The following is a 26,824-nucleotide window of genomic DNA, read 5'->3' on the forward strand; positions in this document are numbered from 1 at the left end:
TGTATTATGGCAATTGACGGCGTAAAAATCATAGATAGCGATAGTGCCTACGACATTTATAACAATATTACTGAACGTTATAAAGACGGTGAGGATATAGAAAAAATCAGACAGGATTGGCTTAATGAGGAAGCTAATTTTTGTATTGATGAACTTTTTGCAGAAATCTATTGGACGGCTTTTGCATACGCTCTCTGGAAAATAGGTTACCCCCACGATGAGGTGCGCACCAAAGCTTTGCAACTCATAGAACAAGGGGCAACACCGCTCTGGAATGAGATAGATAGCAAAGCCCAAAAACAACGACAGAAAGCACTTGATAAGCTCAAACTACAATTGCAAGAGGACAACCCCAAGCCTCTTATGAAACCTGCTCCAAAGAAACCTAAAACACCTTATTTTCAAGTAGGAGATGTGTTGGTGGTAACTATTGATAAACGTTATGGCATCTGCTTTGTGTCGGTCGTAGAGGTTACTCCCCGAAAGATAGAGTACCACCTTGCCTGCACGCGCTATATAAGCGAGCAATACCCCACAATGACCGACTTTTTGCAAAGCGAACTCGCCTGCGGGAAAAACAATCAAGATTTCGCCCTCAAAACCGATTGCTGGTTCAATCATAAAGAATTAGGAGCGATACTGCCTTTTCTCCAGAAGATAGGTACCGTACAATTGAAACCTTATATTTTATGGTTTTTGTCACCTGCAGATAATGTTGAAGATATTTATAAAGAAATCACAATGGATAAAAAACACTTTGGAGGAAAACTCAAGAAAGTAGAGGAGTTGATAGACACTATTAAAGAGCAATTATAAAACCTTAAAAAGAAGTTATTATGAACTTATATCCTTCTATATCTTCAGAATTGGAACTGGCAGGGAAACTTATAATTCCTTTGTTAGTTTTTCACTTAATCGCTTTTGCAGCAAAAAAAGGAGAGAATAAATCTATCTCCTCTCTAATTGAAATCTTATTAGCATTGGGTATAATGGTCTATAATATAGCTGTAGGAATCTTTTTATTCCGGTGTGTGCGACCAATAATTTACTATTGGGAGTTAGATCTTATAGAATTGTATCCTGTACCTCTATTTTTTGCGTTTTTCATTTTAGTATTTAACATCCTTTTCTTGCTCAGGTATAGAAATAAACTCTATGAAAATGTATTGTTTGTGATGAGTTTAGGATTGCTGTTATTTACGCTCTATGAGTTTGTGGTTACTAAACCTTTTAAGCAGCAAGAAGGAGCCGAATTTGTATTAGATAAAACTCTTTTAGAACACGCCCCTCTACTAAATTTTATAATTAATATAGCAGTAAGTTTGAGTCTTATACTATTTATTGGACATAAAAGAAAATCGAAATTATGAAAAACACCCTTTGGCTTTATAAAAATCCTTATCAGATAGAGATTATAGATGAAACCAATCTCGATGATAATCAAAAAGCCCTTACTCGTTACCAAGAACGCCAACCTTACAACCGAAAAGTAGGCGAATATGACCAACTAATAGGCATTCGGATCTATGAAAATGAAGAACCTATGGGTAAAGTATTGCTTGTAGCTGATACTTATAATGTGCTCAATGAGAAAGGTATTCTTTTGGATAATGATAGACTGCTCATAGTTTGCGGCAATGAGGTATTTTGTATCCTCTTGCCTACATTAGAACTCCTTTGGCATACGCAGGTAGATATGGCTACTTGCTTTGAAATAGTCCCCTATCAAGAGGATTACATTACCCACGGCGAGGTGGAGATAGTACGCCTTAACAAGCAGGGCGAAATCCTCTGGCAGTTCAGAGGGAAGGATATTTTTGTCTCGCCTATAGAGCGTATCCCCGCTTTTAAGATGGCCCCACAAGGTATTGACTTAGTAGATTTTAATTATGAGGAATACCACATTGATTATGACGGAAAATTAATAAAGTAATTCTCTTATTCATAACCCAGCAGTTTTTGCAGGTTTACTCACATACCCAGCTGTGAGCCTTCGCTGGCTTTACCTCTTACCTCTTATCTCTTACCTAAACTTGTATCACTCCTAAGTTAAACGCTCTTTCAATGGGGGCATTGTTAGCAGCTTCTATACCCATTGCTATCCATTGGCGGGTTTCTAATGGGTCGATGATGGCATCCGTCCAGAGGCGAGCAGCGGCATAGTAAGGTGATATTTGCTCGTCGTATTGCTCTTTGATATGTGCAAAAAGGGCAGCTTCTTTTTCAGGGGTAAGTTCTTCACCTTTTTTCTTTAGGTTAGCGGTTTCTATCTGCAAGAGCACCTTAGCAGCTTGTGCGCCCCCCATTACCGAAATGTTTCCACTGTGCCACGATACGATAAGACGCGGGTCGTAAGCCTTACCACACATAGCGTAGTTGCCTGCGCCGTACGAATTGCCTATCACAACTGTAAATTTAGGCACAACTGAGTTCGCAACAGCATTCACGAGTTTAGCCCCATCTTTGATAATCCCTCCGTGTTCTGATTTAGAGCCTACCATAAAACCGGTAACATCTTGCAAGAAGAGCAAAGGAATTTTCTTTTGGTTGCAATTGGCTATAAAGCGGGTCGCCTTGTCGGCACTATCCGAGTAGATTACACCTCCAAACTGCATTTCCCCTTTCTTAGTTTTCACCACTTTGCGCTGGTTGGCAACAATGCCTACCGCCCAACCCTCAATACGCGCATATCCCGTGAGGATGGTTTGTCCGTAACCTTCTTTATATTCGTCAAATTCTGAATTGTCCACCAATCTAAGGATGATGTCTTTCATATCATAAGGCTCTGAGCGCAATTTAGGCAAGATACCGTAAATTTCATTAGGGTCTTTCAGTGGTTTATGCGTTTCAATGCGGTTAAAGCCTGCTTTTTCGGCATCGGCGAGTTTAGCCATTGTACGGCGCACACGGTCGAGGGCATCTTTATCATCGGTTGCCTTATAGTCGGTCACACCACTGATTTCACAATGAGTAGTGGCGCCGCCTAAGGTTTCATTGTCGATATTTTCGCCTATAGCAGCTTTTACTAAATAGCTGCCCGCCAAGAAGATACTACCCGTTTTATCTACTATTAGAGCCTCATCGCTCATTATAGGCAGATAAGCCCCGCCTGCTACACAACTGCCCATTACCACTGCTATTTGGGTGATGCCCATACTGCTCATCAGGGCGTTGTTGCGAAAGATGCGACCAAAGTGTTCCTTATCGGGGAAAATCTCGTCCTGCAAAGGCAAGTACACCCCCGCACTATCTACTAAATAGATGATAGGCAAGCGATTTTCCATTGCAATTTCTTGAGCGCGTAGGTTCTTTTTAGCTGTAATAGGAAACCACGCACCTGCCTTTACGGTAGCGTCATTGGCTACTACTACACATTGTTTGCCAGCAACATAGCCTATCACTACCACTACACCTGCCGAGGGACAGCCGCCGTGTGCTTCGTACATTCCCTCACCAGCAAAAGCGCCTATTTCTATCTGGGGTTTATCTTTGTCTAAGAGATACTCTATGCGTTCACGAGCCGATAGTTTGCCTTGGCTGTGTAATTTTTCGAGGTTCTTTTTGCCCCCGCCTTCTTTTACTTTTTTCAAGCGTTTACGCAACTCGCTAAGGGCTAATTTATTGTAATCTTCGTTTGTATTGAATTGAATGTCCATATTTGATTAATATTGTACATTTTACATTTTGCCATCGTCGGCAGTTACTCGAAAATTTCGAGCAACTGAAGTTTCTTCTAATTCTTTCATTGTTACTTCAGTTTTAAGTATTTACCTGTGTAGCTTTGTTTGTTTTTAACGATTTCTTCGGGCGTGCCTGTCGCTACGAGATTGCCTCCTTTGGCACCGCCTTCTAAACCTAAATCTATTACATAGTCGGCTGATTTGATCATCTCGGTATTGTGTTCGATAATGATAACCGAATGCCCTTTTTTTATAAGGGCTTGCAATGAGTCTAAGAGTTTGCGAATGTCGTGAAAGTGCAAACCGGTGGTAGGCTCATCAAAAATGAACAACACTTTTTCTTTGCTGTCCGATTTCGATAGAAACGACGCTAATTTTATCCGTTGGGCTTCCCCACCCGATAGGGTAGAGGAGGACTGCCCCAGTGTTACATACCCCAAACCTACATCTTGTAAAGGTTTGAGTTTTTCGGCTATTTTGGTTTGTTTGTGCTTTTGAAAGAAGGCTACTGCATCATCGATAGTAGTGTTTAGCAGGTCATCAATGTTTTTGCCTTCGTACATCACTTCAAGCACTTCTTTTTTGAAGCGTTTGCCTCCACAAGCCTCACAAGTGAGGTGCACATCAGCCATAAATTGCATTTCTATGGTTACTTCTCCTTCACCTTTGCACACTTCACAACGTCCCCCATCAACGTTGAACGAGAAATGTTTAGATTGGAAATTACGCATCTTTGCCAACTTCTGATTTGCAAAGAGGGCGCGGATATCGTCGTAAGCCTTGATATAGGTAATAGGATTTGAACGGGACGATTTACCAATAGGATTTTGGTCTACAAACTCCACACTTTGCAAGTGCTTGTATTTGCCTTCTATTTTGGTAAACTGACCGATTTTCTCTCCGCCTAAATCCAATTCTTTTTGAATGGCAGGATAGAGCAGTTTTTTCACCAAAGTCGATTTTCCACTACCCGATACCCCTGTAACTACCGTGAGCATATCCAAAGGGAAGGTAACATCTATATTTTTAAGGTTGTTCTCGCGACAACCTACCAAAGTGATGTAGTGAGGCGAAGTGCGTCGCTTTTTAGGTACTTCAATTGTTAAGCGCCCACTGAGGTATTTCCCCGTAAGGGTATCGGCTTTTAGAAGTTCCTCATAAGTGCCTGCCGCTACCACTTCACCGCCGTGCGTTCCGGCTTCAGGTCCTATGTCGATAATATAGTCGGCAGCTTTCATAATATCCTCGTCGTGCTCCACCACAATCACCGTGTTGCCTAAGTCGCGTAAGGATTTTAGTACGCTTATCAGTCGTTCGGTATCGCGCGGGTGCAAACCAATACTGGGCTCATCGAGTATGTACATAGAGCCTACCAAACTACTGCCCAACGAGGTCGCTAAGTTAATGCGCTGGCTTTCCCCCCCTGAGAGCGTGTTTGATTTTCGGTTGAGGGTTAAGTAACCTAAGCCTACATCGGCAAGGAATTGCAAGCGGTTATTAATTTCTAAAAGCAATCGTTTGGCTACCTCTTGCTCATAATCGTTGAGTTGGAGTCCTTTGAAAAAAACTTGAAGTTCTTCAATAGGCAATTCTACCAAGTCCGAAATGCTTTTGCCTGCTATTTTCACGTAGTTAGCCTCTTTGCGCAAACGCTTGCCGTGGCATTCGTGACAACGCGTTTTTCCGCGATAGCGCGCCAAGAGTACTCGGTTTTGTATTTTGTAACTTTTGTCTTCTAACTCTTTGAAAAAATCGGTGAGTCCTGTGAAATACTTGTTGCCATCCCAAACCAATTGTTTCTGTTTATCAGTGAGTTCAAACCAAGGCTTGTGTATCGGGAAATCGAACTTATAGGCGTTATTCACCAATTGGTCACGAAACCAACTCATCGTCTCGCCACGCCAAGGATAGATAGCATTTTCGTAGACCGAAAGACCTGTGTTAGGTACGATAAGGTCTTCATCAAGTCCGATAGTATCACCATAACCATCGCATTTTGGGCAAGCCCCATAAGGGTTGTTGAAGCTGAACAAATGTACGTTAGGCTCTAAAAAAGTAATACCGTCCAACTCAAACCGATTGCTGAAATGCGTTTGTACCACTCCGTCCATTTCTTGAATGTAGCATTCACCCTTCCCTTCAAAGAAAGCCGTGTCTACGGCATCGGCAAGGCGGTGCTGAAAGTCTTCGTCGTGACGCACAATCACTCTATCTACTACCAATTGGAAATTGTCGAGATTCTTAGGCAAATTGTCTTCCTCAAGACGGATGATTTCTTCTTTGTATAGAATACGCGCATAGCCCTGTTGTAATAAGAGTTTGAGCACTTGCTCTACGGTACGGTCTTTGGGGATACTCACAGGGGCTAAAAGCAACAGTTTTGTGCCTTCTGGATAGCGCATCACTGCATCTACCACATCGGTAACGGTATGTTTTTTTACTTCTTGTCCCGAAATAGGTGAATACGTCTTCCCGATACGAGCAAAAAGCAGTTTCAAGTAGTCGTACACCTCGGTAGAAGTGCCCACAGTAGAACGTGGGTTCGAGGTGTTTACTTTCTGCTGAATTGCAATCGCAGGGGCAATCCCTACGATATTGTCTACTTTTGGTTTGTCTAACTTACCCAAAAACTGACGCGCGTACGACGACAGGCTCTCTACATAGCGGCGCTGTCCTTCGGCGTAAAGTGTATCAAAAGCCAATGATGATTTACCTGAACCTGAAAGCCCTGTAATCACTACCAACTTGTTGCGGGGAATCCCCACGGTAATATTTTTAAGATTGTGCAGTTTAGCACCCTTTATAAGAATTTCTTCGGTTTTCATTTTTAACTATCAAGGGGGCAAAGGTACGACTAATTTGCTAATTAGCCAATACTTACGTGATATAAAAAAGAACTACCCAAAAAGTATTCTTTTTTAGGTAGTTCGTGTCTATTTAGGTTTTTGTGTTATTTTTTATTCGTTTTGTACTATTAATGAGTTTGCTTCTATTTCGTCTTGTGGTATTTGGTATACCCAACGTTTATCGCCAGCGGGTACTGTTATCATAAAGGTATGGTTGCTGCCAGCCTCATTTCGGTTTACCCCTAAATGCCAACGTTTGAAATCGAAGAAGCTAGTACCTTCACCCCATAACTCTATGCGGCGCTGTGTACGTACTTCGTCTCGCATAGCCGCTTGAGTTGTAGCAGTGAGGGTGTAAGAAGGGTCGCGGTAACTGCGCATAAAGTCCTCTAAGGTAGTCTTAGCAGTAGTCAAATCGTTTTGCTCTACCAAAGCCTCTACATACAAAAAGAAAGGGTCTTCTATACGTATGAAGCAATAATCGCTCAAAAATTGCTGGTCGGTAGCGTATTTCACATTGGCGTAATCGGGTAAGTTATACCTATCGGCAATGGTGGGGAAAAGAGTATTATTGATATATATTTTCTTACGCACATCGGTATCGGCTATCTTAGCATAGAGGTTGCTGTACATATTTTTATAAGCTCCTGAACCCCCAGCATAGCCTTGTGTTATGGTATTATCGATATGCGAATAGAAAGACCCAAAGGAACTTGTAGTCTGCTGGGTGATATCATACCCCCAAAGCCAAGAGGTATTACTGATATCCCATTTAGCTCCTTGCACTTCAGCCATAGAAGTATAATTGAAATCGCTTGCGTTGAGCACGATTTGGGCGTATTGGGCTACCTTTGCCCACTCCTCTTTATGAGCGTATACTTTGGCGAAATAAGCAGCGGCGACAGCTTTATCTACATCTTCTTTGCTTTCGGTGATGGTAAATCGGGCATCATCTACCACTGATAGGTCTTCTTCCATTTGACGGTATACTTCAGCTACTGTGGCACGCGGCAGTTTGCTATCGGTAGGTTTGAGCATTAGTGGAACACCTAATTTTGTTTCGTTACCCTTGTATGATTGTTGATATAAATTTACCAAATAGAAATAGTAAATCGCGCGTAACGATTTGAGTTCGGCGTATTTTTGGTAAAGCACTTGCTCGGTAGGTGTTTCAGTAAAATAATCGGCTAACACTTTGTTAATTGCACTGATTTGTCGGTAGAGAAAAGACCACATAAAACTGGTACGCGTATAGGTAGCGTTGCGCATATTGAAATAATAGTCATGGCCGAACCAATGATACGAAGCTTGCACCATATCAAGCCCTGTAAGGTCTGATGACAGATGGATAGACTTCAGCCCAAACGAATCGTGATCGCCACTCTGTAGTGCTACATTATTGTTGTAAATACCGTTGAGTTCTACTTGTAGGAGGTTGGCTTTGGTTTGTACATCGGCTTTGAGTTCCTCTTTGCGTTGGTCGGTGAGGTACTCGTTTACCTTGGGGTCGAAATCACTCTTAGAACAAGCAGTTATAAGTAGTGATACAAGAGTGACGGAAAGTATATGTTTTTTCATAGCTTTTACGATTTTAAAAATTGAGTGTTAATCCCATTGAAACAGTGCGAATAGGGCTGTATACTGCATCGTAGTTATCACCTGCCAAGCTGGTGCGAGGGTCTAACCCTTGTCGTTTGCTCCACAAGTACACGTTATCGGCAGTGAGATAGTAGCGCAACTTAGTGAGTCCTAATTTTTCTACAATTCCTTGTTTGAAAGTGTAGCCTAAACTTACATTGCGCAGTGATAAATAGTCTGATGATACTATAAAACGATCGGAAAGACTAAGCACCTTTTGGTTTGCAAACTCCAATCGAGGAATGTCGGAGGTAGTATTCTCAGGAGTCCAACGATTGCGAATATCAGTATGCCAGGTTCTACCCAAGTCGCCAGAGTGCATTAGGTTAGCGTACTGAGAGTCGTAGAATTTACCGCCGAATTGATAAGAGAACTGTATGGCAAGGTCGAAGTTATAGGCGCTGAGCGTTGTGCCAAAGCCTCCTTGCAAATCGGGGATAGAAGTGCCTACATATTGCTTGCTATTGGTGCTGTCATAATCGGCACTACCTTTTAGCTTGTATTCGCCTGTGGTAGTGTTTTTGATGTAGAACTGCGCGTCGCCATTAACAGGATTTACGCCTCCCCATTTTACCATATAGAAATCGTAGATACTACCGCCTTCTCTTAATATTTGGTAGCCGCGAGTGAGTCCTTTTTCGCGTAGTTCCTCAGGCAGGCGGGTTATTTCGTTTTTGTAGTGCAATCCGTTTAGAGAGATTGTCCACTCCACTTTGTCGGTGCGTATTGGGGTTACACCTAATGAAAATTCAAATCCTTTGTTTACCATATCGGCAACGTTACGTGGTTCTGAAGAAAAACCAGTAGAAGCAGGTAGAGGCATATCAAACAACAAGTTATTTGTTTTCTTTATAAAATAATCAGCCTCTAAAGTGAGTCGGTTGTTAAATAGCGCTAATTCTATTCCTGCATTGAGGTTGCCACTCTCTTCCCAAGTGATATTGCGATTACCTTTATAGCTGGCTACGAGTCCAGGGGTATTGCCATTGGTGCTCACACTATAGAGTGTCATATAAGGTACATACGAACGTGAGTAGCTACCAGGTAAGTAAAGTTCGTCATTCCCTTGCACCCCATAGCTGAGTTTCAGTTTTATCAAATCGATGAATTTTGCTTTTTCTAAGAATTTTTCCTCACTAAGCAACCACGATGCTCCTACCGACCAAAAAGTACCCCAGCGATTTTCGGGTGCAAATACCGATGAACCATCACGGCGCAAACTTGCCGATAGGTAATACTTCTGCTGATAATTAGCGTTTATCTGACCAAAATAACCTTCAACAAAATAACGGCGAGTGTACGAGGTGAGCGAGCTGAGCACAGCCGCATTATTGAACTCACTATTGTAAGGGTCTACAAAGTTTTTCTTGCCCCCCTCTATTGTACCAAAGCGTTTTTTATAGCTTTCGTGTCCTAAGAGAGCTTCAATGCCATAGTTGTCCCAATTTTTATTATAACGCAACAACTGATTGAAAGTCAATACTGTGTTATCCGATTTGTACTTAGTAGCTGATCCGCCATAGTTTTTGCCAGCTCCGCCTAAAGGGGTAGTGAAATAGTTCACATCGTAGAAGTTGGCATAGAAATTACCATTTACCGAGAAAGTGAAGTTTTTGAGCAATTTTGCATCTAACGAAAGAGACTGGTTGAAATAATAATCGCGATTGTAGTTTAAGTTCTCGCGTTGTGTTGCGACGGGATTGGTATTATTGTTGAATTTTCGGGTAATTCCATAGTCGTAAGTATTCAAGCGATTGCCATTGGCATCGTGTTCATAGATAGGGTAAATAGGAGCGATAGTGCGTGTCCAAGAGAAAGGGTTGTCGTAGCCATTATCTTCTGTACTTCCTTGTTGTTCAGTATAAGTAATCATAGAGGAAGCATTGGTTTTAAGCCAAGAAGTGATATCCCCCTTATAAGAAAAACGAGTTGCATAGCGATTGAAATAAGTATTCATATTATACCCTTCATCGCCTAAATAACCAAAAGAAAAATAGAAACTATTGTATTCTGTGCCTTTGGTCATACTCAGGTTGTGTTCTTTGCGCACACGGCTGTTGAAGAGCGCTTTCTCCCATTGATTGAAAGTCGCTGCATCGGAATATTTGATAGTAGCCGCAGGGTTGAGTTTGCCGTTAGAGAGTACCACTTGATCATCAGCAACATTGTAGATGTTATAACCTGTACCTACATTGTTAATAAGCGACTGACTCGCATTGGTACGCGCTAAGGCGTCGGCTTGGTTTTGGGCATAGCGGTTTTGGTTGTAAAGAGCAGACCAAAGGGTTTCGTAATATTCCCCTGGACTGCTGATGATATCGTACTCAGGGATACCGCGATAGTTGAAGCCCAGCTTACTGTCTAAAGTGATGGATAAGCGTCCTTTAGAACCACTTTTGGTAGTGATGAGTACCACCCCGTTAGCACCGCGTGCCCCATAAAGTGCTGAAGAAGAAGCGTCTTTTAGTACGTTTACACTCTCTATATCGCTGTTGTTGATAGCGTTGAGCGTTCCTTCAAAAGGTACACCATCTAAGATGATAAGTGGAGCACTTGAGGCGTTGATAGAGCCAATCCCCCTAATGCGAATAGCCGAATTACTCCCAGGTTGCCCCGATGAAGTGGAGATTTGTACCCCTGCTACAGCGCCTTCTAAGGTTTTAGCTACGTCGGAAGATTGTTTAGCTTGAATAGTTTCAGCTTTGATAGTAGCCATAGAGCCAGTAAACGATTTTTTATCGGTAGTACCATAGGCTACTGCTACCACCTCAGTACCTTCGAGCTGAAGTACATCAACAGATAGAACGATGTTTAGGTTGCGTTCCTTACCTACTTTTACCTCTTTAGGAGCATAGCCGATAGTTGAGAATACTAAAATATCCCCTTGATGAGCTTTAATTTCAAAGGCTCCATTTCCATCGGTAGCTATACCTTTGTTAGTACCTTTGATAACGATAGCTGCTCCAGGCAATTCGAGACCGTCCTGATCTTTTACGGTACCTTTGATAGTTATTTCCTGTGCTACAAGCCAAAAAGGGAAAAGACAACAGAAGATAAACGAAGCGATTTTACGTGTATTATTCATACTTTTATTTGTTTTAACGGCTCAAAAGTATCAATATCTTTCGTAATGAACAAGAGAAAGTTTAAATATTAACAAAGATTAACCTTTTAACATTTTTTTGTAACATTCTTGATTTTTAAGAGAATATCAAAATAGAACCCGCTGTAAGGATATTTTTTGAAAGATTGTTAGTTTTAGATGTTTTTTTACTGAAGAAAACGCAAAATTAATGACAAAAACCGAATGACGAAGAATGACCTTTGAAAAAAACAGTAAAATATAGGGAAGTAATTTAAACTTATAAAAAATGAGTAATCCAAATATTTTATATGATATTGTACTAAAAATCAAAAATATATGGATTACTCAATTAGAATTGGTAAATAAAAGGATTCTACGTCCAAATTTCTACCTCATTTATTTCTACTAACAAAAGAAGTTTTATATCTAATTTTGATATAATAGCATCTTTAAATGAGTCAACTTTGGCAAAAGTATGTAACAATTATTAATCATTATTTGAACATTCCTTTAATCTCTTCTAACATTTTAATTTGTTTTTTTACAGATTCAGTTTGGTTTAAGCCGCGTTTGATAGTAATACCTTCATCTAATACGCTTTTTAGCATTTCTTTAGCTGCAGGATTTTCCATATCTTTAGCGATTTCTTTGAGTGATTTAGTTAATAATTCTACGTGTGAAGTATTATCTAAATGCATTGCCCATTCATAGCCTTTTTTAAAGTTGGCAGCTGTGTCGGGAGTGTCTTTTTCAAAGAAAGGATAGTATACAAAATAAGGAAGTATTGCGGGGAGATATTGCTCCATTTGGTTATCGACAATAACGCCTGATAATCCCGCTAATTGATCGGTATCGAAATCTTTGATGTTTCCTTTTTCAAGAATACTCTTAGCACGTGCGGGATCAGTACGAGCTATCCCATTGATAGCTGCATTTTTAATAGCCCCTGAAGGAGATTCAAGGTTTTTCTCGAATATAGGAGTATATTTATTTTTGTCCTTAGAAGTTGCTAATACCCACATTGCTGCCGATTTAGCTAAGTTTTGAGGATCGGAAGAGGCAATTTTTTCTACCATAGCCATTTCTTTGGCGTTGAGATCGTAGTTAGCGAGTTTTTGCAAGGCTTGTACGCGTATTTGGAAGAAAGGATCTTTGAGAGCTGCAATTAGAATATCTTTACCTTCAGATTCGGTAGGAGCACTTACCGCTTGTAATCTGCTTTTAAGTGATTTAGCGCGTTGTATTTGGAACAAGTACTCTGCCCACGATTTATGGTATTGTTCATTCATCAATATCACTCCTTCAGGGTTGATATCTATGAGGGTAGGCATTTTTCTCATTGGGAAGGTGAAAACGTTTTCTTTGCGAGCATCTACCCAAACGGTGTGTCTCATCACGCGATTGTTGATGTACAAATCTATATCCAATGGGAATTGGAACAAGAGGTCTTCACTTTGTGTTTGTATCACTTTTAGGGTGAGTTTACCTCTTTTGAAGTTCTTTTCTATATTTACAGTAGGGTTACCATTGCCGAAATACCATTGGTTGAAGAACCAGTTGAGGTCTTTACCACTCACTTTTTCTAATGAAAGGCGTAATTGGTGAGCTTCGCCAGTACCGTATTCATTGGTTTTGAGATAATCGGTAAGTCCTGCAAAGAAAGCTGCATCGCCCAAATAATTGCGCAACATATGCAAGATAGCTCCCCCTTTGTTGTAGGAAACTAAATCAAACATATCTTCGCGGGAGTTGTAACCAAAACGCACTAAATCTTTTACAAAATCGTTGGGGCGGTGCTGGTATTGGAGGGTGTTGTTGCTCAAGTGGTATTCAGCGACATCTTTGCCATATTTGTGCATCAACCACAAGTACTCGCTATAGTTAGCAAACGACTCGTTTACAGTGAGGTTTGACCAGCTTTCGGTAGTTACCAAATCGCCAAACCAGTGGTGCGCCAACTCGTGAGCGATGATAGGCTCCCAATAATTTTGGTCGGCTAAAGCACCTGCAGTTTGATAAGCGCTTTCGGCGTGGCTTACAGCTGTAGTGTTTTCCATTGCCCCACTCACAAATTCGCGTACTACCATTTGGGCATATTTAGACCAAGGGAAATCGTAGCCAAAACGTTCGGAGAAGAAAGTAATCATCTCGCTTGTATTGCCAAATATCTGTTTAGCAACAGATTCATATTCTTTTTCTACATAGTATTCAATAGGCACTGTACCACGCCAAGGGGTATCTTTAACCACGGCAAATTCTCCTGCTCCCATAAAGAAGAGGTAAGGAGCGTGAGGTTTATCCATCACCCAATAGTCGGTGCGCATATTGCCTTTCTTGTCACTGCTTTTTAGCAGACCATTAGAAAGGGTGACAAAGCTCTCGGGCACCGTGATTTCAATTTCTTGGGTTGTTTTTTGGTTAGGCTTGTCGATAGTGGGGAACCAGCAGGAAGAACCTTCGGTTTCACCTTGTGTCCACACTTGGCGCATAGGCTTATCGGCTTCTCCTTTAGGGTTGATAAAGTAGAGCCCTTTGGCATCGGTAATTGCTTCTCCTCCTTTTTCAGTTACTTTCTCAGGCTGAGCAGTGTAGCGAATATAGATGGTATAGGCTTCGTCTTTCTGGTAGGTTTTGTTGAGTTTTATTTTTAGCAAATTGTTTTTATAGCTATAAGAAAGCCCCCGTTGTTTGCCATTCTGGTCTAAGGCTACCTTGTGAATGAGCATAGCCTTGGCATCGAGTATAAGGCTATCGGTAGCATAAAAATAAGGGGCAGCGGTGAGCCATTCTTCTCCGCTGAGGGTTTGGTTGTTGAAGTTGAAACTTACCTTTAACTTGGTGTGCTTCAAGGCAGTTTTCTTCTCAGGAGTTGCACGGTAAAGACTTCTACCTGAAGTATCGGTCTGTGCAAAAGTGTAGCCCGTGAGCAATAGGGCAATGATGGTAAAAAGTGTTCTTTTCATCGGTTTATCTTATTTGCTTGAAATATACTGATAATTTATTTTTCAAGGGATGATTTCAACCGCAAAGATATATCTTTTTACCATTATACCGAAATAAAACACTAAAAAATTATAATCGCTCTACTTCTTCAAGTTCGTTTGTATGGACTTCTTTGGCTTTTCCAAACTGATAAGTGAGGTTTAGTTTGACTTGCCGGCTTTCGCTATTGCCATAAGCATAAAGGTCTAAGTTAGGCAAATGGCTTTCGCTATCCCAGCGTTGGGTGTGGAAAATATCGGTAAAACTAAGGGTAGCTGTAAGGCGATTGTTTAAGAAAATACGCTGTAACCCAAGGTCTATACCTCCTGAAGATTTAGCTATCTCGTTGATGCCTGCTAATCTGCGCGAATTGTAAACCGCTGTGAGTTCGCCTTTGAGTTGCCAAGGCAAACGAAAGTAATTTTGTATTGTTAGGCTATACTGCCAACGATTGAGGTGTAATTCGCTACCTTCTAATACAGTGCCTTTGTTCTCTATATAACTGAGATTAGGGGTAAGGGTCGTTTGGCAGCCGTTGCCCCAATTCAGTTCTTGATAGAGTGAAAAGAGCAAATGGTGCTGACTGCCTATATTTTTAGGAATTGAAATGATTTTGTTGCTTTGAAAAGGCTCACTGATACTGCTAAAAAAGTCGGTAGAGTAACTGTAAGTCATTGTGAAAGAAGTCTTTTTATACGAAGCTGAAAGAGTGGCTTTTTGTATTTTTTCGGGAGCTAAAAACGGATTTCCTTTCCAATACGACAATTCATCTAAAAGGTATTCAAACGGGTTGAGATTTTGGTATTCAGGTCGGTTGATGCGTGTGCTATAGCCTGCAAACAGCTGTAAGTCATCGTTGTATTGGTATTGCAAACTCAGGGTAGGGAAGAAGTTAGTATAGTGTTTTTTATGCTCTTGTTGGCTATTTCCACTACCTTCAATAGGCAATAAAAGTCCGTTAGAAAAAGTAGTTTCGTTGCGTACCCCTACCTCAGCAGACAAACGGTTGGTAAGAGGGTAGTGATATTGAGCATAAACGGCAAAAATACGCTCTTTGAAGTCGAATGCATTAGAGCGGTTTACATCTATAATGTTATGGGGAGCCAAGTGTCTGTAAAACTGAAAGCTATTATCCGAAAACACTTGTGAGTACTTAGCTCCTGCTGTAAGGCTGCCTCCCCATAGCGGTAATTCCGAACGAAAAGAAGTAGCGAAGATATGTATTTTGCGGTCGTTTTCGGAAAGATATAACTCGTGAGAAAGCACATTACCCGCAGGTGAACGGTAAGTATTAGGTTGCCAATTCCCTGAACCACCATCGAAAAAAGCGTAATCAATATCCAACTGGTAACGTTCGTTATCGGAAGGAGCAAAAGTGTAATAAGCATTGGCACTGTAGCGGTTCGCTTTTTGCATAAAGTAATCGTTGTAGCCCGACAATGTTTTTTCCAATACATTAGCAGCATTGAAAAAGCGAGTGGTTGTGCTGGTCGTTCCTTTGCCAAATAGCGTGTTGGCAGAGAGTTGCACGCCTAAAGTATGTTGTTCATCAGGCAAATAGTCATAGCCAATATGTCCTGCAATAGTTTTGCGTTTTTCGGTATCATCGGTGGGACTTTCATAACGCAAGCCATTTTGTAGGCGCTCGCTGCCGTAATCCATTGCGTAATGCCCTAACTGATGATTGTAACCCAAGCGCAATATGCCTTTTTTTACGCTGTGTTGCAGTTGGAGTTCCGTATTTTGGCGCAGATTCCACCAATACGACAGCCCATTGTTCAATGAGAAGAAGGTACCTTCCACCGTTTTTTTATCTAATACGATGTTCACCGCACCTGCTCCCCCTTGAGCCTCATACTCGGCAGGAGGGTTGAGCAATAATTCCGTTTTTTTGATTTGCGCCATTGGGATAGATTTCAGATAACTCGCCAAATCATCGGGTTGCATATAGGTAGGTTTCCCATTGATAAGCACCAACACATTGCTTTTTCCGCCAATGCTCAGGTGATTTTTGCTGTCTACTACTACATTTGGGGTGCTTTTTAGCGCATCGAGAGCCGTTCCAGAGGCGTGTGTTAGGCTGTTTTTAGGTGAAAACACAATCTTGCCCTGTTCCATATATACAGCAGCTTTCTTTTGAGGAGCTGTAATGACTACTTCTTCTAAAGCAACTGATGTTTTTAGTTCGATAGCAAGCATTTCAATAGACTTGTTCAGCTGAAAAGGTTCGCCTGTATACGACAGATAGTCGTTAGTACCTTCAATATAAATACGCAATTTGCGAGGGGAAGAAGTAAAGCTAAAGAGTCCGTTAGCCTCGGTAATAGGTTCACTTACAATAAAGTTTGTGTCGGCATCTAATACTTTGATAGCCACATTGGCAATGCCTTCGAGTGAAGCGTTATGCACAAAACCTTTTACGGTGTACTGTGTTTGTGCAGAAAGGGTTGTGAGCGTGCATAGCAGGCACAATAAGAAACTCAATCTTTTCATTGTACAATAGTTGTTGGTGAATAATGGTGCAAATGTAAAAAAAAAACACACTCTACAAAATAAATGTGTTTTTATTGTGATTCAATGGTTTTTATAATATGCACTAATAGTCGCAAAAATACTTTTCTATCAAAATTATTGTTTAGAATAGTGCTGCCTACAGTGTTGTACCACCATTGTTCCTCAATGGCAGTTTGCATTGCTTTGAGTTGTGTTACAATAGTTTCGGCAGAGAGTCCTACAAGCGCCTTGTGAACATCCTCAGGTATAAACGAAAACGCCTGAATACCACAACACTCTCTAACACATTCTACCTCTAACTTATCAAAAAATATATTTAGCGGTGCAATATAAAGGTCGAGATCTAATAGTTTCCCATTGTAATCTACTGGGAGTTCTTCGATAAAGAGGTTATTTCCGATGAGGATGGGCATAGGATTTACAATCTTTATATAGTTTTATGAATTTTCTATTTAGGCGGAAATATCAACCCCAGTCTTATTAACTCATTTGCATCTTCTTTAGAAAGATCATTCATATCTATGATTCCTAAAAAACAAGAGGGAAGAAATTCTATTATTTCAAAATGTGATTTTTTAGATTTTGAATTGATTTCAGCAATTAAATCTATCACTTTCTCTTCTTTGGCGTGACGAAAATAAAAATTTGAAGGTACTAAATCAGCTATATGCTTTTCTTTTCTTGTTAAGTATTCAATAAATGTTTTGTTAGAAAAATCTTCATAATTTGAAAGAAAATACGAATGTTTTTCACTTAAATAAGTTCGTAAATCAATATTAGGAACTACACATTTAGGTACGTATTCAATAATATTATATGAATGAAAATTTTCTTCTACCCACAAGTAATAGCTGTCATCATCCCTTGTTACCAATATTTCACTCATATTAATTTCTCCAAATAACTCATTTAAAGAATTAGCAATTTTTACAAGCCTATAATCAGCTTTCATAAATGATTTATAAAACACCTCACCAGTATCTTTGGTATAGTAAATACATCCCCTTTCTTCCCAATCAGCATTAACATTGTCTAAGGCAAAACAGTTCATATCCTTATAATAGGCAGACTCTTTTTCATCACAGATATAGAAAAAGCCAAAATTGGCATAATGAAAACATCTTTTTCCTTCTCTAAATTCTTTACTTTTTCGGATAGAGTTCACTATAGCATCATTACTTTTATTTGATTTCTTGCCTTTACTAAATAAATTTTTAAATAAATTCACAGCTTTTTGATAATTATTGGTTTATTGGCAGATTCAAGCCATAAAGATTACTTTCTTTCTCGTTCTAAAAGATATTTAGCAATTTCCTCTTTGAAGTTGGCTATTTTTATCAGAGTTGTAGAATAAGCTAAATACATATCTTTTCCTTTAATAGATATAGCATCTACATTAAAAATTACATCATTATACCCCAGTCCGCTTTTAGGAGTTTTCATTTCAATGTATTTACCTGATAAGTAGTCTTCTAATTGGTTAGTAGTTGGGTTAAATTTCAAAATACCTTGATTATGAGCAACTACATAAATTACTCCATTATCATCAGTAGCTAAATCTTTTATGGTTTCAGGATAGTTTCTGAGCAAAGTAGTAACTTTAAAAGATGTGCCTTCTGGTTCTATTTTACGAATACTATTTTCTCCATCAATAACATATATATTTTTTTCAAACACAGTCATTTGGGAAATACCCCGAAAACTTGCGTTTATGCCAGTCCCATCAGAAATTTCATCTCTTCCTGACCCTATTACATCAACAATAGTTCCTAAATTATGAAAATATCTTTTGATTGTTTTTGATACAAAATCAAAAAACATAAATTCATTGCTATTGTAACGAGTTAGCGCAAGGATACCTTCACGTCCTTCAAAATATGAGGGATTGTATTTTACTTTAATTTCTGTAGTTTGTTGAGTGCTTGGTGTATATTTAAAAATCTTATGAGGACCTAAAAGACCTTTTGTATAATAAACATCTCCACTGTCAGACAAAGCAACGCTTGAACCATCATTATTGAAATTAAAATTATCAGATTTTGTAACGGTTACAGAAGAAGTATTTCCTTTTGAATCCATTTTTCCAATAAAAGGGTCTTGCCTTATGAAATAAAGGTCTTCATTATGTAGTGCTATATTCTTTACCCAACCCTTTGCTTCTTCTATATATGTAACTTTTAATTTACCTTTGTAAGGGTCTTCTAAGTAACCATCTTCTTTCTTTTGACAAGAGAAAAATGTTCCAATCAATAAAAATAATAATCCTAATTTTTTCATTTGTATATATGTATTAAAAATGTTACTTGTCTAAAATATAAAGTATAGTGTATTCTTAATCATTCAGTTTCAGCACCGCCATAAACGCACTTTGTGGTATCTCTACGTTACCTACTTGGCGCATACGTTTCTTACCTGCTTTCTGTTTCTCTAAGAGCTTACGCTTACGCGAGATATCACCCCCGTAACACTTGGCAGTAACGTCTTTGCGGAGGGCTTTGATAGTCTCTCGCGAGATGATTTTAGCCCCAATAGCAGCTTGGATAGGAATGTCAAACTGCTGGCGCGGGATCAGTTCGCGGAGTTTCTCACACATCTTCTTGCCTATGTTATAAGCATTATCGGCGTGGATAAGGGCAGAGAGGGCATCTACCGATTGTGAGTTGATAAGGATATCCACTTTCACAAGGTTAGAAGCGCGCATCCCAATAGGCGAATAGTCGAATGAGGCATAGCCTTTACTCACTGTTTTAAGGCGGTCGTAGAAGTCGAATACAATTTCAGCAAGAGGCATATCAAAGTTCAGCTCTACACGCTCAGGGGTGAGGTAGTGCTGGTTGGTGATGACACCGCGTTTTTCAATACATAGCGACATCACCTGACCTATAAAATCTGATTTGGTGATGATGCTCGCCTTGATATACGGCTCTTCCACGCGGTCTAATTTCGACGGGTCAGGGAGGTCAGAAGGGTTATTTACGATAATCGCTTTTTCAGGTTCTTTTTTGGTAAAGGCGTGGTAACTTACGTTGGGCACGGTGGTAATCACGGTCATACCAAACTCGCGTTCCAAGCGCTCTTGCACAATTTCTAAGTGCAACATCCCCAAGAATCCACAGCGGAAGCCAAAGCCCAAAGCGGCAGAACTTTCGGGGGTAAACACTAAGGAAGCATCGTTCAGTTGGAGTTTTTCCATTGAAGCGCGTAACTCTTCGTAATCTTCGGTGTCTACCGGATAAATTCCCGCAAATACCATCGGTTTTACATTCTCAAAACCATCAATAGCTTCTGTACAACCGTCTACTGCCGAGGTAATCGTGTCACCCACTTTCACCTCACGCGCATCTTTGATACCAGTGATAAGGTACCCCACATCACCAGTGCTAATTACCTGCTTGGGTACTTGGTTGAGTTTGAGGGTTCCCACCTCATCGGCATCATAGATTTTGCCATTGGACATAAACTTGATTTTCTGTCCTTTGCGTATTTCGCCGTTCATCACGCGGAAGTAGGTTTCCACCCCGCGGAAAGAGTTGTACACCGAGTCGAAAATCAACGCTTGTAGCGGTGCTTTAGGGTCGCCAGTAGGGGCAGGAATACGCTCAATAATCGCCTCCAAAATTGCCTCTACGCCCAAGCCTGTTTTACCACTGGCAGGGATAATGTCATCGGGCGAGCAACCGAGCAGATCTACAATATCGTCTTTCACCTCCTCGGGGTTAGCACTCGGTAGGTCTATTTTGTTGAGTACGGGAATGATTTCAAGGTCGTTTTCGAGCGCCAAGTAGAGGTTAGAAATCGTTTGTGCCTGAATGCTTTGAGCGGCATCTACGATGAGGAGAGCCCCCTCGCAAGCAGCGATGGAACGCGATACCTCATAAGAGAAATCCACGTGACCTGGGGTATCTATAAGGTTGAGAATATATTTTTCGCCTTTGTACACATATTCCATTTGGATAGCGTGGCTTTTGATAGTAATACCACGCTCGCGCTCCAAGTCCATATTGTCCAAAAGTTGGTCTTGTTTTTCGCGTTCAGTAACGGTTTGGGTAAAGTCGAGCAAACGGTCGGCTAAAGTACTCTTGCCGTGGTCGATATGTGCAATAATGCAGAAATTACGTATGTTTTTCATCGTATAAATTAGTCGTTAGCTATTTAGTTGATAGTTGTTATTACGAGGCGATATGCCGCAACTATCAGTAATTAAGGGCGCAAAGGTAGTAAATAATTAGTGAATTAACAAATTTAGAAGAAGATAGGATTTCAGAGAAGTCTGAGCTTTGACAACTAAAAATTGTTCGTTGTTATTTGTCTATTGTTTTTTATTTTGTAATTTTGCCGCCAATTAATAACAAAGAGGACAAATTTGTACTGATTGCAACCTCTTGGGGTATTTCCCAAAAAATGCTAAAACAGTTCTTCTTTACAATGGCGTCCCCTGCTAAATCATAATTATCAATGGGATATTTATTTACCTCTGAGTCCGTTTCAGAAGGACATCCAGACAAAATCGCTGACCAAATTAGCGATGCGCTTATCGACAACTTCCTCGCTTTCGACCCCCACTCTAAAGTGGCTTGCGAGACATTAGTAACTACCGGTCAGGTTATATTGGCTGGTGAAGTAAAATCAAACACCTACATCGATGTACAACAAATCGCGCGCAACGTGATTGAGAAAATTGGCTATACCAAAAGCGACTATATGTTTGAAGCCAAATCGTGTGGAGTGCTTTCGGCTATTCACGAACAATCACCCGACATCAATCAAGGAGTAGATCGCGGAAAACCTGAAGAACAAGGTGCTGGCGACCAAGGTATGATGTTTGGCTATGCGGTAAACGAAACCGAAAATTATATGCCACTCGCTTTAGACCTTTCACACGCTTTGTTGAGAGAATTGGCCGCATTACGCCGTGAAAACAAGGAGATTACCTATTTGCGCCCCGATGCTAAAAGTCAGGTAACTCTTGAGTATAGCGATGACAACAAGCCGGTGCGTGTGAACACGATTGTGATTTCAACCCAGCACGACGACTTTGATACCGAAAAGAAAATGCTCCAGAAAATTAAAGAGGATATCGTGAAAATTCTCATTCCGCGTGTGATTAAAAAGTATCCTCAATACGCACCTTTTTTTGACGATAAAATTATTTACCACATCAACCCTACAGGTATTTTTGTGATTGGAGGTCCTCACGGCGATACAGGGCTTACTGGTCGCAAAATCATCGTGGATACTTATGGTGGTAAAGGAGCGCACGGTGGCGGTGCATTCTCTGGTAAGGATCCGAGCAAGGTAGACCGCAGTGCGGCGTATGCTATGCGTCACATCGCCAAAAACTTAGTAGCAGCAGGCGTTGCCGATGAAATATTGGTACAAGTGAGTTATGCCATAGGGGTAGCTGAGCCTACAGGTGTGTATGTAAATACTTATGGTACTGCCAAAGTAAACCTCACTGATGGTGAAATAGCGAAGAAGATACAAGAAATCTTCCCTTTGCGTCCGTATGATATAGAACAACGCCTAAAATTGCGTAATCCTATCTACAGCGAGACTGCTTCTTATGGACACATGGGGCGTACTCCTGAGGTTGTAACCAAAGTATTCTCATCTCCCTATCACAAAACAAAAACGATAGAAGTAGAACTCTTTACTTGGGAAAAATTAGATTTCGTAGAAAAAGTAAAAGCAGCATTTTTTTAATGACGAGTTACGAATTACGAGTTACGAATGATGAACTTTGCTAAAGTTGAAACTTTGGCAAAGTTTTTTATTCTTTTCATTGTCAATTGTTATTTTTTTCTTACTTTTGTGCCATCAAATAAAAAAAATAGTATGAAGTCTTTTTTACCAACTATGTTTTATTACGGGTTTCCTGTAGTACTTCTTACTACTACCGATAAAGATGGAAACGCCGATGTAACGCCTATTTCAAGCACCTTTACTTTAGGTGCGAATGCTGTGATAGCGCTTGTAAAACTAAACAAGGCTTATCATAATGTGATGGAAGTGCCCGAGGTAGTTTTTAACCTCCCTACGGCAGCTATGTGGGAAAAAGTAGAGGCAATTGCCCCTTATACCGCTCAAAACCCTGTGCCCCCTCAAAAAATGGGTAAATACACTTATACTGATGACAAGTTTAGTATTGGAGGATTTACTCAATTACCTTCAGAAAAAGTACGCCCTCCGCGTATTGCCGAATGTCCTATTCAGGCAGAAGCTAAAGTGAAAAACGTGAATGACCGCGATGCTTATGTACTTGTAGAATTGGAATTTGTGCAAGTACACGCTGAAGACCATTTGGTAATGGAAGGTAATAAAATCAATCCATTAGAGTGGGAACCTCTTATCTATAACTTTAAACATTATTACGGATTGGGAGAACACAAAGGTTTGAATTTCAGTATTAAGTAATGGCTTATCTGAGGTAAGAAAAAAGAAAGCTTTGCTAAAACTCTTACAAGGTTTAGCAAAGCTTTTTTTATATTCTTTATTGTTAATTGCTAATTATTTTTTACCTTTGCTTCATTAAACAAAAACATTATACAAGATGATGAGAAAAACAGTAAAAACCGCACTGTTGTTTTCGTCGGCAGCACTCATCGTTGCTTGTGGCGGAAATAACAAAAAATCAGAAAATGCAATGATAGACAAAAATGCTGACAAGGGGCTTTCCCTTGCTGAAATGGACACTACGGTGCGTCCGCAAGATGATTTTTACAACTATGTGAACGGCACTTGGGCTAAAACTGCCAAAATACCAGCCGATAAACCTACGTGGGGCTCTTTCCATATCCTCCGCGAGAAAACCGATGAGAATTGCTTGCTCATCTTGGATAATCTCCTCAAGGAAAACTTCGCTCAAGGTACTGAAGGTCAGAAAATAAAAGACCTCTACGAATCGTTTATCGATTGGAAAAAGCGCGATGCCGAAGGGCTTAAACCTATTGAAGGTTATTTGAATAAGATTGAGGCTATTAAAAACCTCACAGACCTTCAAAAGTATTTGGAAGAGGTAACTCGCGAGGGCGAAAACCCTATCTGTGCTTGGGGAGTATATGCCGATATGAAGGATTCTAATATGAATACTGTGTATCTCGGCAACTTTAGCATCGGTATGGGGCGCGATTACTATCAAAAAGACAACAAGGAGAATACTGAGGCTTTACAAAAGTATCAAGATTATGTAAAGGCTATCTTCAAAGTGCTTAAAGACGATAAAGCTGCTGAGAAAGCTAAACAAATGGTAGATTTTGAGCGCTCTATAGCCAAACTAATGCTCACCAATGAGGAAGACCGCAATCCTAACCTTAGCTATAACCCTCAAACAATGGCTGAGCTCAGCAAATTAGTGAAGAACCTCAATCTACCTCAGTTTCTTAAAAACGTAGGGGTGAACACTGATAAAGTAGTTGTTTCTGAAATTCGTTTGTACAAACAATACGATAAGTTTATCAACGAAAAGAACTTGCCTCTTATCAAAGATTACCTCAAATATCAATTAGTAGCTGATAACGCGAGCAACCTTACCAAAGAACTCGATGAGCTTTCTTTTAACTTCTATAGCAAAGAGTTACAAGGACAACAAGAACAACGTCCGATGAACAAACGCGCTCTAAGCGTTATCAATGGTATTTTGGGTGAAGCCTTTGGTAAATTGTATGTAGAAAAGTATTTTCCACCTAAAGCTAAAGAAGAAATGGTTACTTTGGTAGACTATCTCAAAAAGAGTTTTGCACAACACATCAAAGATGTAACTTGGATGTCAGAGGCTACTAAGGAAAAGGCTTTGACAAAACTGAATAAATTTACTGTGAAGGTAGGTTACCCCGATAAGTGGGAAGACTACTCTAAACTGACTATTGAACCGGCTGCTAAAACAGTGTATTTTGCTAACTTGCAACGCGTGAGTGAATGGGCTTACCAAAAGAGTTTGGAGAAAGTAGGCAAGCCTGTAGATAAAACTAAATGGGGTATGTCGCCTCAAACAGTGAATGCGTATTACAATCCGTTGTATAATGAAATTGTGTTCCCTGCGGCTATCTTACAACCTCCTTTCTTCAATTTCGAAGCCGACCCTGCGGTGAACTTCGGGGGTATTGGTGCTGTAATAGGTCACGAAATGACACACGGATTTGACGATAGTGGCGCTGAATTTGACGGCGATGGTAATCTAAAAAATTGGTGGACTACTGAAGATAAAAAGAACTTTGAGAACGCTACCAAAGCCCTTGCTAAACAATACGACCAATACGAACCTGTAAAAGGAGTCTTTGTAAATGGTACTTTCACCAGTGGTGAAAACATTGCCGACCTCGGTGGGGTAAACATCGCTTTTGATGCTTTGCAAATGTACTTAAAAGACAAAGGTAATATAGGTAAAATAAGCAATTTCACTCAAGATCAACGTTTCTTTATCTCTTGGGGTACTGTATGGCGTACGCTTTCTACTGATAAATACCTTACAAACCAAGTAAAAACTGACCCTCACAGCCCAGGATATTTCCGTTCATTTGGACCGCTTGTGAATGTAGATGCTTGGTATAAAGCCTTTGATGTAAAAGAAGGTGATAAACTCTATAAAAAACCTGAAGACCGCATCAAAATTTGGTAGGTAAGCACCGCACTGATAGTAACTCCTACTAATCCGTGCATTGCAACACTCTGCCCTGTAACATACAAATTTTTGATGTGAGTTTGTGGCATAAAAACGCTTTCCATTATATGGTTAGCGTTTTTTTTGTAGCCGTACAATGCTCCCGTAGGGTTGCCTATATAATCGCGGTAAGTAAGCGGTGTAGAGGTGTAGTAATGAGCAATAGCACTTTTGAGTGTAGGAAATTGTTGAGCGACTACATCTAATAAATCCATAGCACGTTGTTGCTTGAAAACTTCATACTGGTTGCCTCTTGGGTTGCCCTCGGTGTTGGTCGTGAAACTATCTTGCCAGCGTTGCAGTTCATCAGTGTTCATATAGGTGAGGATAGTAACATTATCAGTATACTCTCTGCTGTCCTTTGGTGGATTCATAGAGAGCATATACGAAATCGGGAAGTTGTTAGTAGGGTAGTTAGTAGCGTGGTAAACACTGTTATTATCCTTAAACCAATACACATTATAAGGAAAGTAGCGAAAAGAATTTGGCTTGAGTACTAAATGTAATGAAAAGGCAGCAACCGTAGGTTGTAAGCCCTGCACGCGTTTGCAAAAAGAAGGTTTAAAAGGCGTTTTGCCTGTGATGTTGAGTAGTTGCTTTACATCTATAGCCGAGATGATTTGTTTTGCAACAAACTGCTCTCCTTGCTTGGTGAGTACTGTGTTGATAGTATTCCCCTCACTGTATTCAAAGCCTATGACCTCTCTTTGGTTGAAGAGGTCAGCACCGTACTGGAGTAGTTTTTCAATGAGCAAGTTGGTGATTTGGCTACCCCCTTGTGTGAGTCGCCAAGCACTTTCTATATACGAATTGACCGAAAGTGCGTGTACGTATAAAGGTGTCTGTTCGTCAGTACCTCCATAGAGAAAGCTAGAGCCCAAGAGCACTGCTTTGAGTCGGTCGTTAGTAGTGATACCGTTGAGGAAATCTAAGAGTTTCAAAGAAAGTGTATACACATCGTAATCGGCTACTGCTTGTTTATGGCGGTAGAGAGGAAACTTATCGCAAATAGATTGCATCGTGTGGGCGTACTCTTCTAAGGCTTTCTTTTCATTAGGGAAATAGGAGAGGAGTTGTTTTACGAAGTTCTCATAGCCCTGAGCGTGAGGATACATCACGTTAGGTGTATCGCCAAAACAAATACGGTCGTAGCCGTTTATATCAAGACGTTCTAAGGAAAGATGAGTGGCAATACCTACATCTTTAAAATACTCATATAGTACCTGACCTTCTGCGAGACTTCCTATATAATGCACTCCTGTATCAAACAGCGTATTATTGCGCACAAAAGTTTGCAGGTTACCCCCATACTGCTCATTTTTCTCCAATACACACACGCTCTTTCCTGCTTTTGCCAAGAGCAAAGCCGAAAAGAGCCCCGAGAGTCCGCTACCTATCACCAAAACATCGTATTGCTTCATTG

General features: G+C 40.4%; 17 protein-coding genes. 6 read left to right on the forward strand and 11 right to left on the reverse strand.

The window, feature by feature from the left end; all coding sequences use genetic code 11:
* The first annotated feature begins 6 nt into the window (after positions 1-6).
* From CBG49_RS06980 to CBG49_RS06990, 3 genes are read left to right on the forward strand one after another with little or no spacing between them, the layout of a single operon-like run.
* Positions 7-816, forward strand: a complete 810-nt coding sequence (locus CBG49_RS06980) for a hypothetical protein (protein WP_088593931.1) — start codon at positions 7-9, stop codon at positions 814-816.
* A gap of 20 nt (positions 817-836) precedes the next feature.
* Positions 837-1,370 (forward strand): hypothetical protein, encoded by a 534-nt coding sequence (locus tag CBG49_RS06985; protein ID WP_088593932.1) that lies wholly within the window; start codon positions 837-839, stop codon positions 1,368-1,370.
* Positions 1,367-1,933 carry a hypothetical protein gene (locus CBG49_RS06990; protein ID WP_088593933.1) on the forward strand — a complete coding sequence of 189 codons (567 nt, stop codon included), beginning with the start codon at positions 1,367-1,369 and terminating at the stop codon, positions 1,931-1,933. The genes CBG49_RS06985 and CBG49_RS06990 overlap by 4 nt, the downstream gene beginning before the upstream one ends.
* 94 nt (positions 1,934-2,027) lie before the next feature.
* Here CBG49_RS06990 and CBG49_RS06995 read toward each other — a convergent pair whose 3' ends face one another.
* From CBG49_RS06995 to lepA, 10 genes are all read right to left on the reverse strand, one after another.
* Positions 2,028-3,656, reverse strand: coding sequence for an acyl-CoA carboxylase subunit beta (locus CBG49_RS06995; RefSeq protein WP_088593934.1), 1,629 nt, complete (start codon positions 3,654-3,656; stop codon positions 2,028-2,030).
* Between the two features lie 92 nt (positions 3,657-3,748).
* Positions 3,749-6,505 (reverse strand): excinuclease ABC subunit UvrA, encoded by a 2,757-nt coding sequence (uvrA, locus tag CBG49_RS07000; RefSeq protein ID WP_088593935.1) that lies wholly within the window; start codon positions 6,503-6,505, stop codon positions 3,749-3,751.
* 132 nt (positions 6,506-6,637) lie between these two features.
* Positions 6,638-8,104, reverse strand: coding sequence for a RagB/SusD family nutrient uptake outer membrane protein (locus CBG49_RS07005; protein ID WP_009412022.1), 1,467 nt, complete (start codon positions 8,102-8,104; stop codon positions 6,638-6,640).
* 13 nt (positions 8,105-8,117) lie between these two features.
* Positions 8,118-11,249 (reverse strand): SusC/RagA family TonB-linked outer membrane protein, encoded by a 3,132-nt coding sequence (locus CBG49_RS07010; RefSeq protein WP_088593936.1) that lies wholly within the window; start codon positions 11,247-11,249, stop codon positions 8,118-8,120.
* A gap of 494 nt (positions 11,250-11,743) precedes the next feature.
* On the reverse strand, positions 11,744-14,212 hold the full coding sequence (locus CBG49_RS07015; RefSeq protein ID WP_088593937.1) for a M1 family aminopeptidase: 2,469 nt from the start codon (positions 14,210-14,212) through the stop codon (positions 11,744-11,746).
* A 109-nt stretch (positions 14,213-14,321) separates the two neighbouring features.
* Positions 14,322-16,724 carry a TonB-dependent receptor gene (locus CBG49_RS07020; protein ID WP_088593938.1) on the reverse strand — a complete coding sequence of 801 codons (2,403 nt, stop codon included), beginning with the start codon at positions 16,722-16,724 and terminating at the stop codon, positions 14,322-14,324.
* Positions 16,725-16,795: 71 nt separating this feature from the next.
* Entirely contained in the window at positions 16,796-17,158 is a 363-nt protein-coding gene (locus CBG49_RS07025; RefSeq protein WP_088593939.1) for a DUF6331 family protein, read from the reverse strand.
* 35 nt (positions 17,159-17,193) lie between these two features.
* Complete coding sequence (locus tag CBG49_RS07030; RefSeq protein ID WP_088593940.1) at positions 17,194-17,973, reverse strand: hypothetical protein; 780 nt, start codon at positions 17,971-17,973, stop codon at positions 17,194-17,196.
* 47 nt (positions 17,974-18,020) lie between these two features.
* Positions 18,021-19,022: an NHL repeat-containing protein gene (locus CBG49_RS07035; RefSeq protein WP_088593941.1), complete on the reverse strand. Its 1,002-nt coding sequence runs from the start codon at positions 19,020-19,022 to the stop codon at positions 18,021-18,023.
* Between the two features lie 55 nt (positions 19,023-19,077).
* Positions 19,078-20,874 (reverse strand): translation elongation factor 4, encoded by a 1,797-nt coding sequence (lepA, locus tag CBG49_RS07040; protein ID WP_088593942.1) that lies wholly within the window; start codon positions 20,872-20,874, stop codon positions 19,078-19,080.
* 326 nt (positions 20,875-21,200) lie between these two features.
* Here lepA and metK point away from each other — a divergent pair, with 326 nt between their 5' ends.
* The 3 genes from metK (at position 21,201) to CBG49_RS07055 (ending at position 25,359) form a co-directional block, all read left to right on the forward strand.
* Entirely contained in the window at positions 21,201-22,448 is a 1,248-nt protein-coding gene (gene metK, locus CBG49_RS07045; RefSeq protein ID WP_009412826.1) for a methionine adenosyltransferase, read from the forward strand.
* A 132-nt stretch (positions 22,449-22,580) separates the two neighbouring features.
* Positions 22,581-23,159, forward strand: a complete 579-nt coding sequence (locus CBG49_RS07050) for a flavin reductase family protein (RefSeq protein ID WP_009412825.1) — start codon at positions 22,581-22,583, stop codon at positions 23,157-23,159.
* A 136-nt stretch (positions 23,160-23,295) separates the two neighbouring features.
* Complete coding sequence (locus tag CBG49_RS07055; protein ID WP_088593943.1) at positions 23,296-25,359, forward strand: M13 family metallopeptidase; 2,064 nt, start codon at positions 23,296-23,298, stop codon at positions 25,357-25,359.
* Here CBG49_RS07055 and CBG49_RS07060 read toward each other — a convergent pair.
* Positions 25,323-26,822: a phytoene desaturase family protein gene (locus tag CBG49_RS07060; RefSeq protein ID WP_088593944.1), complete on the reverse strand. Its 1,500-nt coding sequence runs from the start codon at positions 26,820-26,822 to the stop codon at positions 25,323-25,325. The two genes, CBG49_RS07055 and CBG49_RS07060, sit on opposite strands and share 37 nt — an antisense overlap.
* Between the last annotated feature and the right edge of the window lie 2 nt (positions 26,823-26,824).

Source organism: Capnocytophaga endodontalis (assembly GCF_002209445.1).
Taxonomy (GTDB): Bacteria; Bacteroidota; Bacteroidia; order Flavobacteriales; family Flavobacteriaceae; genus Capnocytophaga; species Capnocytophaga periodontitidis.